This window comes from Thalassospira sp. (genome assembly GCF_030690045.1).
Lineage (GTDB): Bacteria > Pseudomonadota > Alphaproteobacteria > Rhodospirillales > Thalassospiraceae > Thalassospira.
This window is the reverse complement of the sequence record NZ_JAUYHK010000002.1, coordinates 73,065-90,259: the sequence shown is the minus strand read 5'-3', so window position 1 is coordinate 90,259 and position 17,195 is coordinate 73,065. Positions and strand designations below refer to the sequence as shown.

Sequence of the window (17,195 nt, the reverse complement as noted above, 5' to 3'; positions counted from 1 at the left end):
CCACTGCCTAGGCCCCCAGGTCGATTATGGCGATCATACCGGGCGTTGAAAATGCACCCGGTTCATCTTTGCAATAAATCCGACTTCGGAAAAGCCAAGCCTTGTCAAAAGCTTGCGCGAAGGTTGATTATCGGGATGGGCAAAGGCACCAAGCACCTGAAGGTTCGGCAGCATGATCGCAATATTTAGGGCGGTTTCAGCCAGTTCGCCACCCAGTCCCCGTTTCCGAACATCAGGATTAAGGAAATAACCAAGCTCCGGCCCCCAGCCGGGATCGAAAGGGTCAGTATAAAGCCCGCCCCAGCCAACGATCCGACCATTCTTACGTTCACGCACGACCCATGGAGCAAAACCGTCCCTGCGACGAAACCATTCATGGACCATCACCCGCTTGCGGCAGGCGATGAAATTTGGATCATGATGGGTAAACTGCATGGCATCAGGATCGCCCAGAAAGGTATACAAATCTGGTATATCAGCACGCACGGGTGGAGAGAGAAGCAACCTTGGAGTTTGTAGCTCCCTTGCAAAGTCTGCCGTTGGCAAATTTGTTTCCTTTCGCAGGTAGGGGGAAATTAGTCTGCCGCCCCCTGAATTTTCTCGCCCAGTTTTTCAACATCACGCCCGAAACCCTGCGCGGTTTCGCAGGCCGCCAGTGCGGCCCCAAGACCGGCGATCAGGGCCAGAACCAGAATACGTTTCAAGATGGCTGACATCGTTTTTTCTCTGCCTTCTGCGACATGTTGATCTTGCTGGCCTCTTGGCCCTCATCCCCTATTTTGTCGGGGGATGAGGCACATGGCAACTGCCTTTCTGCACATGCAAAAACGGGCGCACCATGGCACGCCCGTTTTTGGGATCGGTCTGTTGTCTGTCAGATTGGTGGGCTGCGACCACGCAGGGCATTGATCAGCAACGAAACCAAAAACAGCACGATAAAAACAAAGAACAGGATTTTGGCAATCCCGACAAAGGTCCCGGCCAATCCGCCAAAACCCAATACGGCGGCAACAAGGGCCAAAACCAGACAAAATATTGCCCAACCTAACATCGATAACACTCCTGTGTTTGTGTCATGCAGCCGTCAAAGGCTGCCTGTTTTCAAAAGGTCTGTCCCCACAAACCAGTGTGATCGTGTGTAATCAGGTTTTATTCGGCCGTATTCTGAATACCTTCGCCCAGTTTTTCTACATCGCGCCCAAAACCCGCACCGGTTTCACAGGCAGCAAGACCTGCTCCGAAACCTGCGATCATTGCAAAAGCCAGAAAGCGTTTAAAAAATTTCGACATGTTAGTCTCCAGTCTTTCCAGACATGTTGATGATAGCTCCACGATTTAAACGCGCGGGCTTTGTTTTTGTTCCAAAAAGTACGGAAAGGGAAAATCCGGCCCGCCTCTTTGGCGCGCAAACCGTTGATGAAGAGCCTGCACTGCAATAAAGTTTATTTGAAGGCAAAACAAAAACGGGCACCCGAAGGTGCCCGCTGAAATTTTGGCTGAAACCGTTGCAACGCTCAGTCGTCGTTACTGACTTCCAGTTCGCCGTCTTCACCATTATGGGTCATTTTTTCCGCGATCAGACCGGCACTTTCGCGAATGGCACGTTCAATTTCGGCGGTCATTTCAACATTTTCGCGCAAAAAGGTCTTGGCATTTTCACGGCCCTGACCAATGCGGGTGGAATTATAGGAAAACCACGAACCGGATTTTTCAACAATCCCGGCCTTGACGCCAAGATCAAGGATTTCACCCATCTTGGAGACGCCTTCGCCATACATGATGTCGAATTCAACCTGCTTGAACGGCGGGGCCATTTTGTTTTTGACAACCTTGACCCGCGTCTGGTTGCCGACAACCTCGTCACGATCCTTGATCTGGCCGATGCGGCGGATGTCCAGACGGACCGACGCATAAAATTTCAGGGCGTTGCCGCCGCTGGTGGTTTCCGGGTTGCCAAACATCACGCCGATTTTCATGCGGATCTGGTTGATGAAAATCACCATGCAATTGGACCGCGCCACCGAACTGGTCAGTTTGCGCAACGCCTGGCTCATCAGGCGGGCCTGAAGACCGACATGGGTATCGCCCATTTCGCCTTCAAGTTCGGCCCGCGGCACAAGGGCGGCCACCGAATCGACAACCAGAATATCAATCGCGCCGGACCGCACCAAGGTATCGGCAATTTCAAGGGCCTGCTCACCGGCATCGGGCTGCGAAATCAGCAATTCGTCGATATTCACACCCAGTTTGCGGGCATAACCGGGGTCCAGCGCATGTTCGGCATCGACAAAGGCGCAGGTGCCACCGGCCTTTTGGGCCTCGGCAATCGTGTGCAGCGCCAACGTGGTTTTACCCGAACTTTCCGGCCCGTAAATCTCAACGATACGTCCGCGTGGCAAACCGCCAATGCCAAGGGCAATATCAAGCCCCAGCGATCCGGTTGAAACCGATGCCGCCTCGACGGCAACTTCACGCTGGCCGAGCTTCATCACCGAGCCCTTGCCAAATGCGCGTTCAATCTGCCCAAGGGCGGCTTCCAGTGCCTTCTGCTTATCCATTGTATCCTTATCCACCAAATGCAGCGCGGTCTGAATCATCGCACAACTCTCTTATTCCACAGGGCCGGGTTGGATGCAACGCAGGCGGTTACCCAGGCCAGAATGCGGAACGCCACCGCTTGAAAACCAGAACATAAAAGGAACATTTGCACAGTTTGAAAAATGTTGCAAGTTTGTTCTTTTGCGGTTTAAGGAATCAGGTGGTGATTTTCAGATGTTCGTGACGGTGGCCATGCCCCGTTGCATCGTCGCCATGCGCATGGGAATCGATATGCAATTCGCCGGGCACCACATAAAGATGCCCGTGGCGCACCCCGGCCTGCGCCAGAACCTGATCGGCGAAAGCACGGATTTCGGACAATTGCCCGCGCAGGGTAACGCTTTCCAGACAGGTATCGTGATCGACATGAAAATGCACGGTCGAGACCGTCAGGTCATGATGGGCATGCTGCGCACTGATCAGGCGGCTGGCCAGCATGCGTTCCTGATGGTCATAAACATAATTCAGTACCGCAATCCCGGCAACATCCCGGCCCTCGGCCAGTTGTTTTTGTTGCAATTTCTCGCGGATCAGATCGCGAAACCCCTCGGACCGGTTGGTATAGCCCCGACCCTCAAGATAGCCGTCAAAGGCATCCATCAGATCATCTTCAATCGAAACCGTCACGCGGGTCATGTCCGTGTCCTGATCATTTTTCCCAAATATCGAATAACTTTATCTTATCACCGCACGGGGATCAAACATCACGCAATAGCACGCCCTGTCATTGGTCAAGGCGCCAAATTCCCTCGAACTCTGACCAATTCTGACAATGGAAAGATACAAGATGACATCGGAAAAATTCATAAATATGGTTATCTTGTTTGCAGGGATTGGACTTTAAAGTTCCCTTACTTGGCCCCTTGCAAATGTTTGCTCGTGTCCCGCAGACATTTTGTCTGCTGCTTTCCTTGGCAGCCGTATCCATTAAAGATACGGCTGTCTTTTTTTTTCAAAATCTTGCGCATCACGGCCAGAACAGCAACGCCACCCCGGCAAAAGCCAGAAGAGTGCCCAAAATCGCCTGCAAACCGACACGCCTGCGCAGCACCACCATTTCATAGACAATCAGCAACACCGGCGGCAGCGCCATCAGGGTGGAGGCAATGCCGACATTGGCATTCTGCACCGCCGTCATCGAGAGCCAGATGCCCATCGCAGGCCCGATAAACGCGCCCAGCATCAACCACCCGGCCACATCCCGCGCCGTACAGGCCACAATTGTCCGCCGCACCCGCCCCATGATCACGGCAAGGCCCCACATGACAATCACGGCAACAAGGGTGCGTATCCATGTCGCCGACAGGGCGGAATAGCCATCAACCAGCGCATATTTCGCCGTGATCAGATTGGCAACCTGACCAACCGCCCCGCCCAGCCCGCACAGAATCCCGATCAGATATTGACGACCATCCAGCCCGACCGGACGGCCTGACCGCATCATGATCACGGTCAAGATGCCGCCAAGGCCCAGCGCAATCCCGGCCATTTCATGCGGGGCAAGGATTTCATCGAACAAAAACCACGCCAGAACAGACCCCATAATCGGCACCGAGGACATCAGCAACATCGAAAGCCGTGCGCCGAGCATGACAAAGGCCTGAAACAGCATGGCATCGCCAATCACCAACCCCAACAGCGAAGAAAGCGTCAGCCAGCCCACCTGCTCCATCGTCGCCGCATGGGGCCAGGGTTGCCCCTCGACAATCCAGTGCAGCACGATCAGACAGGTCATCGAACAGGCCAGGCGTCCACGATTGACTGCCTGCGCTCCGGCCTTGCCGCCGATATTGGAAAAAATCATGCTGGACATGGCCCAGCTAATGGCGGCGGCCAAGGCGGCGGCTTCGCCCAGAAAGGGGATCATGGATGTCTCGACAAGATGGTGGTGATTATTGTCAGATGCAGCGCGAACCAAAGCATCACAATAACCCGCTTGGCAACTGTAAAATCAGGGTGAGAATGGAATTGACAGAATGCGGGCAAACAGAATCAATACCCGAACCGCACCGCGGATGAAGCTGTCAGGTCGCGGATCAGGGCGGTGTCCCGGTCATCGAATTTCGGGCGGTAATAATTCGGGGCGTGAATGGTCGGTGCCACCGCATCAATAATCGCCCCGGCATCGGGCAGGGCAGCGTGATCAAACAGTTTTTGCAAATGTTCACGCGGGGTTTCGACGAAATCCTCGTAACGCACCACAAATGTCGCCATCTTGAGCGCCGGATTGGCGGCCAGCCGGTCGGCCAGATACCCATGAATGTCGTTCCAGTACCGGGCCCAGCCTTCGACCTCGTGCCCGCTTTTCCATAAATCAATAACCTTGCGGGTCATCGTCTCGTTGCCGGTATGGATCGGGCGACGATCAAGGCCGAATTCGTAATGCCCAACACGCTGCATATGGCGCAAGGCGCGGGGATTTCCGGTTTCGCCCTTGCAAAACAGATCATGCTGTTTGGCAAGCGAGGCAATGTGCCAGACCGGATCGCGCACCGGCAGCACAAACCGCGCATCGGGAAACAACCGCAACAGATATTCCAGCCGAGTCACCAGATAATTGGCCTTGGAAACATAACGCGCCGCCCCGCGCACATGGATCAGCTTGCGTATATGGTCGCGATAAAATGTCTCGAACGCCGCATTGTCGGTGGTGGCATCCAGAACATTGTTTTGTGCCGGGTCATGCAGATGATCAAAAAACGCCATCCACAGGACCTCCTCGAACGCCTCGGGGCTTTCGGGGGTGATATTGATGCCATCGGCATGGGTGCGTTCCACCGCCACGGTTTTGCCACGCGGCGCCAGATCGACAAACTTGTTCCACAGATAGGGGGTAAAGACCGGCGGATAATCGCGGTAACGATGGGATGCCACCGCCGGATGCTTTGCCAGCGTTTCCAGCAAAATCGTGCTACCGGACCGCGCCAGTCCGGCGACGAAAACCGGCTTTTCAATTTTGATGTCAGCAATCGCATCGGCGGCCAGACGGGTTTCAAAATTGCCCAGCCCGATCCAGCTTTGCGGGTAGCGGGCCATCAACCCGCTGATAAAATCATCCCAGCGCGAAACGTGAAAGCCGCCATCATTGCTGCTTGTGGTCTTTTTGCCGGTCTTGCTTGCCCTGATGTTCATTCGATGCGAAACCCCTTTTTCACACCCAGCGATACCAAAATCAGGGCGGCAAAAAATGTCAGTTCCCATGTCCGGGTCCAGCCCGGCCCGGCCGCAATGATTTCCTGCACCGGCAAATCGAATTCAACCCGTTCGACCGGCGTTTCGTCCGGCAGATATCCGGCCGGATTGCCAATCAGCACATTCCACCATTCGCGGTGATGCAATACCGGGATCGGCGCATCCAGCGACACACGCACGGTTTGTCCGGCATCCATAGCAGGCAGTTCAACCACCGGACAATCCCCCTCGCCCCACAGGGGCGGGGTGGTATCAACCTGTTGCACGGTCGCGTCTGCGGGTTCGGCCGTGATGTTAGGCGATGTGCCGGAAGCAGGACAGGCATACCCATATTGTCCGCCCAGCCAGACAATCAGCGCCAGCGCAGGAAGGGAAGCTGCGACCGCCGGACCCACAACCACCGCAACCAGTTTCAAGGATTGAGCCAATTGTTTTTTGGCAAGCGCCATGCCCGCCTCAAAATCATCCCCGTCATCGGCAGCAAGGGCGCGGCGCGATGCGGCCAGATCATCCTTGACGGCCCGGATGCGCTTTTGCGGCGATAGCAGCATATAAAGCGCCATCGAAATCACCGCACACAACGCCGCCCATACCAGCACACGGCCAAACGGCCCGATCAAACCGGCCATCAGACTATCAAAAAGGTGAAACGCCGGGGCGGGCCAATCAAAAATTCCCATGACATTATCCGTTCAGACCAGAAAAGGCGGGAAGCCATGCCGCGATACTTACGCGGCATGATCCTTGTGTTCTGCGGTTACCGTGGTCGCGGCATCACGCGCTGCCGCCGCATTCTTGCGCTTGCGCATCATTTTGCGGATCGGCCACAAAACAACGAAACCAACCGCCACCACAACAGCCGCCAGCAACGCCCACAGCGCCCCCAGCAGACTTAACCCCGCCCCCGGCCCGACATAGGCATGGGCGGGCATGGAGACGATCAGGGCCGCCCCGGCAAGGGCGGTAGCAGCAGAATATTTCAGGAAGATTTTCATGGGTTTTCTCCGGTGTTATCGGGAACGAACAGGCGCATACGATCATCGGAAATACGTTCTGCCTGGGACACCACCGGGATCAGGCGCGTGCCCGGCTTTTCGGGATCATCGCGGCGGATCGGGTTGTAATATTCCCAAACCACATCGCCATCGGCGGTGACTTCCAGCAACCGACCGCCGGAAGATTCAGTCATCAGGGTATTGCCATTGGGCAGGCGTTCCTGATCGGCACGAATATCGCTGTCGAACGGATCGTCGGCAGTGCCGCGATATTCCCAGGTGATGGCATTGGTGATCGGATCAATCTGGATCACGCGGGATTGACCGGCATCGGGGTCGGCCATCTGCCCCTGATTGTCAAACAGCAGGATCTCGCCATTTTCCAGAATATCCGGGTCATGCTGCCCAAACCACGGGCCGCGTGTCGCCCAGACGATTTTTTCGGCATCCATATCCAGAACAGCAATGACGCCCATATCGCGGAAAGACAGCAAAACATCGCCTTCCTTGCCATGCGGGAATACGGCGGCACGGGCGGCGTCAATGACTTCGATGGTGTTGGTATGCAACACATCATCTGCCGAAAACCACGGCACAAAATCCAGATAATGCGCATAGGAGGATTCCAGCAGCGCATCCAGAATCGAAACCCGTTTAAGTTCTTTTCCCTCGGGCGAGAGTTGCACCGCGAAATCATCCAGACGCGGGGTACGCAACGGATCGCGGTCCTTGTATTCGTTAAAGCGGAATTCATGGGTCAGGGCATAAACAAAGCCCGCTTCATCAAACGAAAAATCGTGGTGGGCCTCGCCCAGATAACCCCACACCACATTTGACTCACGATCCAGCCGCGCCAGACCATAACCATACGGCGTGTCACCTGCGGCGGTATATTGCACAACAATATCACCATCCGGCAGCATCTTGGCAGTATGCCAGTGCATAAATTCATCGCGCTGCGGGTTTTTGATCGGCGATGTTTCTTCATCATAAAAGGCGCTGAACGGCGCACGCCATTCATGGACGATATTCCCCTCCATATCGACCAGAACCGCATGCGGCCCGTCACCCGATGAATACAGGGTCAGGCCCGGCTGGACGCGGGCGGAGTCATGGCGGGTCACACCCGTTTTGTCATTGCGCTGCGGCGCCCAGAAATCCAGACGTTCGACCGATGTATATTTCGTTTGCTGTTCCCACAGGGCCTTGCCCCCGGTCCAGGCATCACGCAAATACCGGTAAGGTGGCGTTTCCGACAGAATGATCAGGGCCCCGGCGATAAAACTCAGCCCGGCAAGCCCCGCGACAAAGACCGTGAAGAAAATCCTGTCTCCGGTTTCATTCCCGACAGCATCGGGCTTTTCAGAAGAAGACGTCACGCAACTATTCTCCAGATATCAACTACCTTAAATTTAAAATCCCAATCCGGCGACAATGGGGTCAAGATGCCGCCAAATGCGACAAACCCGCCATTTTTCGCCTTTTTTGTGTCCGACATGGTGACAATGGGAAAATTTAAAGCCGCCTGCTTCGACCTTGACGACGCACAGTACGGGCCGCGTCTTACTGCCGATCCGGCCAAACGTCACGAAAATTTAACTGGCTTTTGAAAATAAAGCGAAACAACGCGCCAAAAGGTCAGCGGCTTTCAACCAGGGGGAATTTGGTCGCAAAATTTTGCACAACCGGAAAAAGGAACTACAAGACTTCCTTGACCTTGGTCGCAAGGTCTTTCAGCGAAAAGGGTTTGGGCAGGAAATGGACGCCATTTTCCTCGTCCAGTTCATCGCGATAGGTGTCTTCGGCATAGCCGGAAATAAATATCACCTTCAGATCGGGGCGCTTTTCGCGCAACATCCTGATCAGGCTGGGCCCGTCAATGCCGGGCATCACCACATCCGAAATCACCAGATCAATCGTCTTGTCGGTTTTGGCCAGGACTTCCAGCGCGTTTTCACCGTTGCTGGCCTCCAGCACATCATAACCCTTGCCGCGCAGGGCACGCGCACCAAATGTCCGCACCGCGTCTTCATCCTCGACCAGCAGGATCGCCCCCGTTCCGGTCAGGTCGCGTGACGGCGCATCTTCTGCCGGGGTCTGGGAGGCGGCCAGTTCTTCTTCGCTGGCCTCGTACCGCGGCAGGTAAATGGTAAAGGTGGTACCAACCCCCATTTCACTGTGGACCGTCACAAAGCCACCGGTCTGGCGGACAATGCCATACACGGTAGACAGGCCAAGCCCCGTGCCCTCGCCACGCTGTTTGGTCGAAAAGAACGGCTCGAAAATGCGGGTCAGGTTATCCTTGGGAATGCCAATACCGGTATCGGATACATCAATCCGCACATAATCGCCCGGCGGAATGACTTCCGTCCCGGAATGGATGGTTTCATCGACAATTTCATTGCCGGTCTTGACCGTCAGTGTGCCGCCATTGGCGGCCATCGCATCGCGGGCATTGACCACCAGATTAATGATCACCTGATCGAGTTGCCCCGGATCAACCTTGACCAGACCGATATCGCGCCCATGCGAGACTTTCAGGTCAATTTTCTCGCCAATCAGGCGGCGCAACAGATTGGACATTTCCGCCAGCGCATCGGTGATATTGACCACCTTGGGCTGCAAGGTTTGCCGACGTGAAAATGCCAAAAGCTGCCGCACAAGATTGGCAGCACGGTTGGAATTTTGTTTGATCTGCATGATATCGGCAAAACTGGGATCGCCCGGCCCGTGCCGCGACAGCAACAAATCGCAAAATCCGATCATCGCGGTTAGCAGATTGTTGAAATCATGCGCCACCCCGCCGGCCAATTGCCCGACCGCCTGCATTTTCTGCGACTGGGCAAATTGTTCCTCAAGGTTCTTTTGTTCGGTGGTATCGAGGAAATTCAAAAGCAACGCCCCGCTTTCGCCCGACCGTCCGGCAACCCGTTGCAGATAAATCTGTGCTGCCATCGCCCGCGATCCCATAAGCCGCGCCTCGATCTGGCCGCCACGGCCCATGCCCATTACGGCCTTGGACAAATAGCGCGCTACCTCGTCGCGGTCTTCGGGCACGATCAGTTCCAGAATCGAACGACCAATCACATTTTCCGGGCGTTGTCCGGCGGCGGTGGCAAAGGCGCGATTGGCATCGGTTACCGTGCCGCTCATATCGGCCAGAACAATCGAAAGCGGACTGTCATCAAAGAACCAGCGCACCCGGCGTTCGGTTTCAGCCAAGGCATGTTCCCATTCATGGGCGGGCATCGGATCGGGGAAGATCACTGCCTGACTGCGGATCGGGCCGGTGCCCGGCGCATTGATCGAATGGGTGATGAAACATTTGATCGGCTCGCCCCCGCGAACCTTGAGGCGAACCTCGCCATTCATGCCATCGCCAACAATCAGATCGGCCAGTTCGACCGCACCCTTGTCAAAATCTTTGGGTTCCCCACCCAGCCATGCCGCCAGACGCCGGTTCAGATACAAAATCCGGCCTTCTTCATCCAGCCCGCACACACCGACCGGCAGCCGTTCGATCATCTGTTCGGACACTTCATGCCCGGCACCATCCGCCATGCGCGATGCCACACCACCGACCGACCCCGCATCTTCAACCGATACCGGCAATTGCGCCACCGGGGCCGCCGCCTCGTACATCAGGGCATGCCCCTGATGGCGGACATATTCGGGCAGGGATTCCGGATCAATTCCATCTACCGTCCACAACATTTTGCTGCGTCGGCTATTGGCCGGGGTCACCGCCAGCCGTAATCGTGCGCGTGGCGTGACCGGGCTGGCGTCTTCGTCCTCGGCCACCGGGTCGGCATCTGACAGATCATCGCTGATAAAGGCCGGTTGCGGGCCACGCCGGGCCGAAGGCAGATCAAGGAAAATTTCACCGGCTTCGCCACGCATCGCACGCGCCCGCAAGGCGGCCAGTTCCGACCCGCCAATATCGAAAAAACCCAGTCTGGCTTCGAGTGCAGCCAGCATGTCTTCGCCGGGATCAATGCCAAGTTTGTGGGAAAAGGCCGGATTCGCATAACGGGTGCGGCCATAGGAATCGATCAGTGCCACCCCGATATCCGAGGCCGACAACCCGGCAATCAGCGGTCCCAGATCGGCATCATCCTTGCGCCCCCGCACCGAAAGCGACAGGGCCGTGACAGCCATAATGGCAACGCCGGTGACCATGCCACCAACGATCCACATCATGCGCGCGTCCAGCCCCGCCTTCGCCATGACCTGTAACAGGACATGCACGAAGGCGATAAACGCGACACTTACAACAAGGAGAAGCCCCCTAAACAGCACGCGACCGCCTTTATTACCAATAGGTTATTGCGACAGATATACTTTTAGCTGCTATTGGCCCCACTGGCTAGCCACAAGTTGGTACCGGCAAAAGGGCCAACCGCAAGATTACGGACGGCAAAGTGTTGTTTCAAGGGCAGTGCCGATTTCGGCAATCGCGGCATTGCGTTCCGCCATCGTCGCCTCGGTCCCGGTGATATACAAAGCCACAATCGCCGGACTGCAATGCGGCGGCCATATTACCGCGACAATATTGCGTGACCCAAAACCGCCGGCCCCTGTCCGGTCGCCGATTTTCCAATCCGCGGGCAATCCGGCACGCAATAATGGCCCACCAACCTGATTCCCCACCAGCCAGTCTTCAAGTTGCTGACGCGATGCCGGGGCAAGGACGTCACCCAACACCAGTTTGCGCAGATTTGCCACCATCGCATTGGGTGTAGTCGTATCGCGCAGATCGCCCGGTGTGGCTTCATTCAATCCGGTTTCGCGGCGATCCAGCCGGGTCACGTCATCACCAACCGACCGCAAGAATTGCGTCAGTCCTTCCGGACCCGAAAGGCTGTCGAGAATAAGGTTCGCTGCCGAATTATCGCTTGTGCGCATGGTGGCGTCGCATAATTCGGCAATGCTCATGCCATCGCCCCCGGTATGATTTTCGGTTACCGGCGAATATGTGACAAGATCGGATTCCTCAAAGACAATTTTGCGATCAAGGGTTTCATCGCCCTGATCGACCCGCGCCAGAACCGCCGCGCAGGCCAAGACCTTGAACGTGCTGGTCAGGGGGAAACGGTCATCGGCCTGATATTGCCAATTGCGTCCGGTCTGTTCGTCATAAACCGCAAGACCAAGACGTGCGCCCAGACGTTTTTCAATATTCTGGACTGTAACCATCAACGGATCTTGTGCCAATGCTGTCCGGGGCATCGCCAACAGGGCAATGGCGATCAGGGAAACCGATATCAGCCCCGATACAGGGCGATGGAACGCAATCATGCGATCTTATCCTTCAAAACCAAAACAATATCCGGCACGACAAGCATCGCGCAGACCGCAAAAAGAACGGAAATTTTGGCAAAATTTTGGGGGTCAGCGCATTTTCTTGCCGCGCAGGCGGAACACGTAACTGATGATTTCCGCAACCGCCTTGTAATGTTCGGGCGGGATTTCCTGATCGATTTCCACAGTGGCATAAAGTGCACGGGCCACCGGTGCGTTTTCAATGATCGGAATTTTATGTTCGTCGGCAACTTCGCGGATTTTAAGCGCGATATTATCCTGCCCCTTGGCCAGACAGACCGGTGCCGTCATCGCCCCGCCGTCATATTTCAGCGCCACGGCATAATGGGTCGGGTTGGTAATCACAACGTCGGCACTGGGAACATTCTGCATCATGCGGCGCTGGGCGCGCTGCATGCGGATTTGGCGGACTTTGGCCTTGATTTCCGGACTACCTTCGGTCTGCTTGAATTCGTCCTTGATTTCCTGCCGGGACATTTTCATCGATTTGTTGAATTCATATTTCTGATAGGCAAGGTCGGCTCCGGCAATGACGGCGGTCAGGCACACCGCCGCAATCATCAAAATCACCAGCATCTCATAAAGCCGCGCCAGCATTTCATCGACGCTGAGTTGCGGATACAGTTCGACATCCATCAGTTCCGGCACAATCACAAAGCCCAGAACCGCGCCGACCACTGTGATTTTTGTGATGTTTTTGACGAATTCGACCATATTCTTCATCGAGAAGATGTTTTTGGCTCCCTTGAGCGGGTTCAGCTTGCTGATATCCGGTTTTATTTTTTCGCCGGAAATCACCAGCCCGTTCTGCACCAGACTGCCTGCCATTGCAAAAAACATGAACAGCGCAAACGGCAGGCCCAGAACCAGCAACATGTCCCACAGAACACCCCCCATCAGGGTTTGGAGGCTTTCAGGGTCAACATGAAATTCGTGGGGCCGCTGAATAAATTTCAGGGACATGTCGCTCACCGAACTGGCAAGGCCTGGCGCCAGCATCACCATCACCAGCGCACCGGCAAACAACATCATAAAGTTGCCGACTTCTTTCGACGTCGCGACCTGCCCCTTTTTTCGGGCATCCTCAAGCTTTTTACTTGTGGGGTCTTCTGTTTTTTGGCTGTCGTCTTCTTCGGCCATCGCGTGATTTTCACCGATCCTGACGGAAATCAGGGATTGATGAAATCCTCCAGACTGTTTTCAAAATAGCCGGTAAACACCATCATCATGGAGGGCAATGTCAGCGCAAGCAAGATCAAAGCAAAGGCGATTTGCAACGGCATGGCAACAAAAAACACCGGCAATTGCGGCATCAGTTTATTGAGAACACCAAGGGCGGATTGCAACACAATCGCCACCACCAGAAACGGTGCCGCCATTTTCATTCCGACAACAAAGGTTTCATTAATCAGGCGCGAGAAAAATTCGCTCATATCGCCTGCGGGCAATACCCCCCCCGGCGGAAACAGGGAATAACTTTCAAACACCGCCTGAATCATCAAATGATCCAGCCCGGTGGCAAAAATCAGAACCAGCCCGACTTGTGTCAGAATGCGGCCCGTCACCGCACTTTGTTCCCCGGCAATCGGGTCGCTGCTAAAGGCGTTCGCCATCGAGGAGGTATAGGCAATAACCGTCCCGGCGATTTGCAGGGACGACATCAATATTTGGGCAAATAATCCAAAAAACAGACCGATGGTAATTTCAAACCCCAGATGCAAAAGCAGGGTTGGTGCATCGGCGGGCTGTTCGGGGATCAGGGGGGATGCCAGTGGCGATACCACCACCGCCACCCACACGGCAAACATCAAACGGATCCGTGCCGGAACCATGCCAGATCCGATACCGGGCATCACCATAAAGGCCGAACCGACCCGCGCAAAGGTCATCAGCACCACATAAAGATCAAGAACAAGCAGATCCTCAAGCGACATGGAGCGTTAAAATCCTTTGCCTGTCAGAGGCTGTGCTAATTGGGCAGACCGATGAAATGGTCCACCATGCGGTTCATCAATTCTGTCATTTCCGTCATCATGAAAGGTAAAAGAACCAGCAAGGCGATAAAAATTACCAGAATTTTAGGCACGAATGTCAGGGTCATTTCCTGAATTTGCGTCAGGGCCTGCATCAGCGCAATCACCAGACCAACCCCCAGCGCAATCAGCATCAAAGGCGTGGTTACTTTCAGCAACGTCCAGATTGCATCATAGGCAACATCCATGATTTCTGCCTGACCCATTCTGTCGTCCTTCTTTGTCTGCCGGTTTATGCCAGAATTATCTGATTGCCTTCATACAGGAACACCCTGTCTTAACGCCACGACTTCCTGAAACACCCCGACCTAAAAGAAAAAACCGCACAGATGTGCGGCCCTTTTTCTGCGCAAGACCGGCCATTTGCGGCCCTAGATCGGCATGCGCAGAATTTCCTGATAGGCCTGAACCGCCTTGTCGCGCACCGAAACAACCGTGCGCAGGGTGACTTCGGCGGCAGAAACAGCCGTCACCACATCATGCAATTCGGCCTTGCCGACGATGGCTTGCTGGGTGATTTCCTCGCTGGCCATCATGGTTTCGCGGCTTTCGACTGCGGCATCACGCACCATATCGGAAAAACTTTGCCCCGGATTGACCGCCTTGCCGCCAACCGTTTCTGCCACAGTGGCACTTTCGCCGCTGGCAGCACTGCGATAGGCAGAAATTGCATTGTTGAAATTGGCGATCATAACGCGGGCTCCTTAAAGCGGTGCGCTTTACAGTTTAACGGATAATGTCCAGCGTCTGCAACAACATGCTGCGCGAGGATTCAATAACGTTCAGATTGGCTTCGTAACTGCGCTGGGCTTCGCGCAGATCCATCATTTCAACCAGGGTTTCGACATTCGGGGTCTGGACATAACCGCGTTCATCGGCGGCCGGGTGGCTGGGTTCGTATTTCAGTTTGAAATCCGACTTGTCGGTGAAAACCTTGTTAACCCGCACCATTTCCGCACCAACTTCGCGATCCATCGCGTTTTTAAAGGTCACCAGTTTGCGGCGATACGGGTCCTGACCGGGTGCCGTCGGCAAACTGTCGGCGTTGGCCATGTTTTCAGCGGCCACCCGCAAACGGATGCCCTGAACCTTCATGCCGGCGGCGGAAATTTTTAAGGCGCGATACAGTTCCATGCCCGTTTATCCTTTACCCTGTCTGATTATCAGCCCGCGCGACCGGCGGCAGTTTTGATCATTTCGCTGTGTTTGGTGTAAAGCCGGGTCATGGTCTGATAATCGATCCGGTTTTCATTCATTTTCACAAGCTGTTCTTCAAGAATGACGGCATTTTTGCCGGGTGCGACTTCATAGTTCTTGCGCACTTCCTGATCCTTGAAATTCTGGGGTTTTTTCAAACCTTCGCTGTGGCCTGCGACGGTCGTGGCCATTGCCAACTGAAACTGGCGGTCGCCGCCAATTTTGGCCGGGTCGAATTCCTTGAGGTCATCGGGGCGGAAATTGGGCGTATCGGCATTCGCAATGTTCTGCGCAAGGACGTTCTGGCGCTGGGTGGTATACGCCATTTTCTCCTTGAGATTGGCGAACATGCTAAGCTTGTCGATATTCATTGCCTGTTCCTTTCATGACCGGCCCAGTATCGGGCGCGCAGGTAAAGCCGAAGTTAACGTCCGCGCGGGGCCATCCCCTTCCCGGCAATCCTTGCCCCGGCCTGCCGGGAAAAAGCCGGGATATATTCTTCCTTGCATGTGGCGTGCCACTTCGGGCAAAACGTTGTTAGCGCCGACCTTTGGCAGTTTCCCTATCCGCACCACCACTGGACCGCAGGCCTCAAACCGGGCATAGTAAGGTGTCGCAGAAAACCGGATCGCGGCCCGGACCGTGCTTTGAAAACCAGGACATTCCATGCTCTATCTCACACGAAAAGTCGGCGACTCCGTCATTATTGATGACAATATCGAAGTCACGGTTGTCGAAGTCCGGGGCAAAACCGTCAAACTGGGATTTACCTTTCCTGAAAATGTTCAGGTGCTGCGGCGCGAGCTTTTTGATCGCATTCAGGAAGAAAACCGCTCGGCAACCGCCAGCGTCGATCTGGCCCGTCAACTTGCCGGGCATTCTGCCACGACCAAATCTGCCGCACCGGTTTCCGACGACGACGCCGATTGATCACAGTCCCTGCCTTGCACCGCATATTTGCACGGCAACGATTTATTGACGATCCCTGCCCTATGGTCGAGGCTGCATGGTGAAACGCACCGCAACAGACCGGCAAAAATGACCCGTGACCCATCCCGCAAAAGCCTGATGTCGCACCGCGACAGTCACAAGGCGGAAAATCTTGCCGCACTTGGTCAAAAAGATCAGGTGGCGGTGGCACTGCGCTATGACAAGGGCAGCGATGCCGCGCCAATCCTGAGCGCCAAGGGCCAGGGTGCAATTGCGGAACAGATTTTGCAAGTCGCCTTTGCCAATGGCATCCGGGTGCGCCGGGATGCCGATCTGGCCGAAATTCTGATGGCGGTGGATGTCGAAAGCGAAATTCCACTCGAAGCCTTTGCCGCCGTCGCCGAGATTTTGAATTATATCTACCGGTTAAACCGGATTTACGGCCCGGATACCGGGACCAGACATACCGATAACGACCATATTACGCCCACGCCCCCAGACAGCAGCAACCGGGAATATGACAATGAACGTTGAACAGTTTAAAAACGATCTGAAACGGGTTTTGTCGCTGGTTGCCGCCAGCCAGCGATTTCTGGAGCAAGGCAAGGTCGTCGAACTGACCGCCCTTGAAAGCAAGATCGCCGATCTGTGCGCCGAGGCGAAAAACCTTGCCGTCGAAGACCGTTCGCAAATTGTCCCGCATCTGGCCGCCTTGCAAAATGATCTGGCCGAACTGGAAAACAGCATGCGGGCCGAACACGGAAATTTGCAGCGCCAGTTGAAAGGCCTGAGCAACAATACACAGGCCCTTAATGCCTACGCGCAGGCCGCCCGCACCCGATAACCGGCTTGATTGGCCCGTGACACTTGCGCAGGCAACGCGACCGGGGTAATCCAGAAACGTCCGCTCAGACCATGACGCGGGCAG

Annotated in this window: 22 protein-coding genes; 3 read left to right on the top strand and 19 right to left on the bottom strand. The window is 55.2% G+C overall.

Features of this window, described 5'->3' with window-relative positions:
• Window positions 1-33: 33 nt before the first annotated feature.
• From Q8O73_RS01150 to Q8O73_RS01060, 19 genes are all read right to left on the bottom strand, one after another.
• Window positions 34-546 (bottom strand): GNAT family N-acetyltransferase, encoded by a 513-nt coding sequence (locus Q8O73_RS01150; protein ID WP_305553650.1) that lies wholly within the window; start codon window positions 544-546, stop codon window positions 34-36.
• A 29-nt stretch (window positions 547-575) separates the two neighbouring features.
• A complete protein-coding gene (locus Q8O73_RS01145; RefSeq protein WP_305553647.1) occupies window positions 576-716 on the bottom strand; it encodes an entericidin A/B family lipoprotein in 141 nt (46 codons plus the stop codon).
• A 158-nt stretch (window positions 717-874) separates the two neighbouring features.
• Complete coding sequence (locus Q8O73_RS01140; RefSeq protein WP_305553644.1) at window positions 875-1,051, bottom strand: DUF1328 domain-containing protein; 177 nt, start codon at window positions 1,049-1,051, stop codon at window positions 875-877.
• 98 nt (window positions 1,052-1,149) lie between these two features.
• Window positions 1,150-1,290 (bottom strand): entericidin A/B family lipoprotein, encoded by a 141-nt coding sequence (locus tag Q8O73_RS01135; RefSeq protein ID WP_305553641.1) that lies wholly within the window; start codon window positions 1,288-1,290, stop codon window positions 1,150-1,152.
• A 224-nt stretch (window positions 1,291-1,514) separates the two neighbouring features.
• Window positions 1,515-2,597 carry a recombinase RecA gene (gene recA / locus Q8O73_RS01130; RefSeq protein ID WP_305553638.1) on the bottom strand — a complete coding sequence of 361 codons (1,083 nt, stop codon included), beginning with the start codon at window positions 2,595-2,597 and terminating at the stop codon, window positions 1,515-1,517.
• A gap of 157 nt (window positions 2,598-2,754) precedes the next feature.
• A complete protein-coding gene (nikR, locus tag Q8O73_RS01125) occupies window positions 2,755-3,234 on the bottom strand; it encodes a nickel-responsive transcriptional regulator NikR (protein ID WP_305553635.1) in 480 nt (159 codons plus the stop codon).
• A 331-nt stretch (window positions 3,235-3,565) separates the two neighbouring features.
• A complete protein-coding gene (locus Q8O73_RS01120; RefSeq protein WP_305553632.1) occupies window positions 3,566-4,465 on the bottom strand; it encodes a DMT family transporter in 900 nt (299 codons plus the stop codon).
• A 125-nt stretch (window positions 4,466-4,590) separates the two neighbouring features.
• Window positions 4,591-5,730 carry a sulfotransferase gene (locus tag Q8O73_RS01115; protein ID WP_305553629.1) on the bottom strand — a complete coding sequence of 380 codons (1,140 nt, stop codon included), beginning with the start codon at window positions 5,728-5,730 and terminating at the stop codon, window positions 4,591-4,593.
• Window positions 5,727-6,470, bottom strand: a complete 744-nt coding sequence (locus Q8O73_RS01110) for a hypothetical protein (RefSeq protein ID WP_305553626.1) — start codon at window positions 6,468-6,470, stop codon at window positions 5,727-5,729. Before Q8O73_RS01110 ends, Q8O73_RS01115 begins: the two co-directional genes overlap by 4 nt.
• Window positions 6,471-6,518: 48 nt before the next feature.
• Window positions 6,519-6,785, bottom strand: coding sequence for a hypothetical protein (locus Q8O73_RS01105; protein ID WP_305553623.1), 267 nt, complete (start codon window positions 6,783-6,785; stop codon window positions 6,519-6,521).
• Window positions 6,782-8,164, bottom strand: coding sequence for an arylsulfotransferase family protein (locus Q8O73_RS01100; protein WP_305553620.1), 1,383 nt, complete (start codon window positions 8,162-8,164; stop codon window positions 6,782-6,784). The genes Q8O73_RS01105 and Q8O73_RS01100 overlap by 4 nt, the downstream gene beginning before the upstream one ends.
• Window positions 8,165-8,483: 319 nt before the next feature.
• The gene (locus Q8O73_RS01095) at window positions 8,484-10,985 is read right to left on the bottom strand and encodes a PAS domain-containing sensor histidine kinase (RefSeq protein WP_305553617.1); all 2,502 of its coding nucleotides are present in this window, start codon (window positions 10,983-10,985) and stop codon (window positions 8,484-8,486) included.
• A gap of 207 nt (window positions 10,986-11,192) precedes the next feature.
• Window positions 11,193-12,083 carry a class A beta-lactamase gene (bla, locus tag Q8O73_RS01090; protein WP_371135024.1) on the bottom strand — a complete coding sequence of 297 codons (891 nt, stop codon included), beginning with the start codon at window positions 12,081-12,083 and terminating at the stop codon, window positions 11,193-11,195.
• Window positions 12,084-12,176: 93 nt separating this feature from the next.
• Entirely contained in the window at window positions 12,177-13,247 is a 1,071-nt protein-coding gene (flhB, locus tag Q8O73_RS01085; protein WP_305553614.1) for a flagellar biosynthesis protein FlhB, read from the bottom strand.
• 29 nt (window positions 13,248-13,276) lie between these two features.
• Window positions 13,277-14,041 (bottom strand): flagellar biosynthetic protein FliR, encoded by a 765-nt coding sequence (gene fliR / locus Q8O73_RS01080; protein ID WP_305553611.1) that lies wholly within the window; start codon window positions 14,039-14,041, stop codon window positions 13,277-13,279.
• Window positions 14,042-14,076: 35 nt separating this feature from the next.
• Window positions 14,077-14,346 (bottom strand): flagellar biosynthesis protein FliQ, encoded by a 270-nt coding sequence (fliQ, locus tag Q8O73_RS01075; RefSeq protein ID WP_305553608.1) that lies wholly within the window; start codon window positions 14,344-14,346, stop codon window positions 14,077-14,079.
• Window positions 14,347-14,511: 165 nt separating this feature from the next.
• Complete coding sequence (gene fliE, locus Q8O73_RS01070) at window positions 14,512-14,832, bottom strand: flagellar hook-basal body complex protein FliE (protein ID WP_305553605.1); 321 nt, start codon at window positions 14,830-14,832, stop codon at window positions 14,512-14,514.
• A gap of 34 nt (window positions 14,833-14,866) precedes the next feature.
• A complete protein-coding gene (gene flgC, locus Q8O73_RS01065) occupies window positions 14,867-15,274 on the bottom strand; it encodes a flagellar basal body rod protein FlgC (RefSeq protein WP_305553602.1) in 408 nt (135 codons plus the stop codon).
• A gap of 29 nt (window positions 15,275-15,303) precedes the next feature.
• Window positions 15,304-15,708 carry a flagellar basal body protein gene (locus Q8O73_RS01060; protein ID WP_305553599.1) on the bottom strand — a complete coding sequence of 135 codons (405 nt, stop codon included), beginning with the start codon at window positions 15,706-15,708 and terminating at the stop codon, window positions 15,304-15,306.
• Window positions 15,709-16,003: 295 nt separating this feature from the next.
• Between Q8O73_RS01060 and csrA the strand changes: the two genes are divergently transcribed.
• From csrA to Q8O73_RS01045, 3 genes are all read left to right on the top strand, one after another.
• Window positions 16,004-16,267, top strand: a complete 264-nt coding sequence (gene csrA / locus Q8O73_RS01055) for a carbon storage regulator CsrA (RefSeq protein WP_305553596.1) — start codon at window positions 16,004-16,006, stop codon at window positions 16,265-16,267.
• Window positions 16,268-16,375: 108 nt separating this feature from the next.
• Window positions 16,376-16,801: an EscU/YscU/HrcU family type III secretion system export apparatus switch protein gene (locus Q8O73_RS01050; RefSeq protein ID WP_305553593.1), complete on the top strand. Its 426-nt coding sequence runs from the start codon at window positions 16,376-16,378 to the stop codon at window positions 16,799-16,801.
• A complete protein-coding gene (locus tag Q8O73_RS01045; protein ID WP_305553590.1) occupies window positions 16,791-17,111 on the top strand; it encodes a hypothetical protein in 321 nt (106 codons plus the stop codon). Before Q8O73_RS01050 ends, Q8O73_RS01045 begins: the two co-directional genes overlap by 11 nt.
• Window positions 17,112-17,195: the final 84 nt, after the last annotated feature.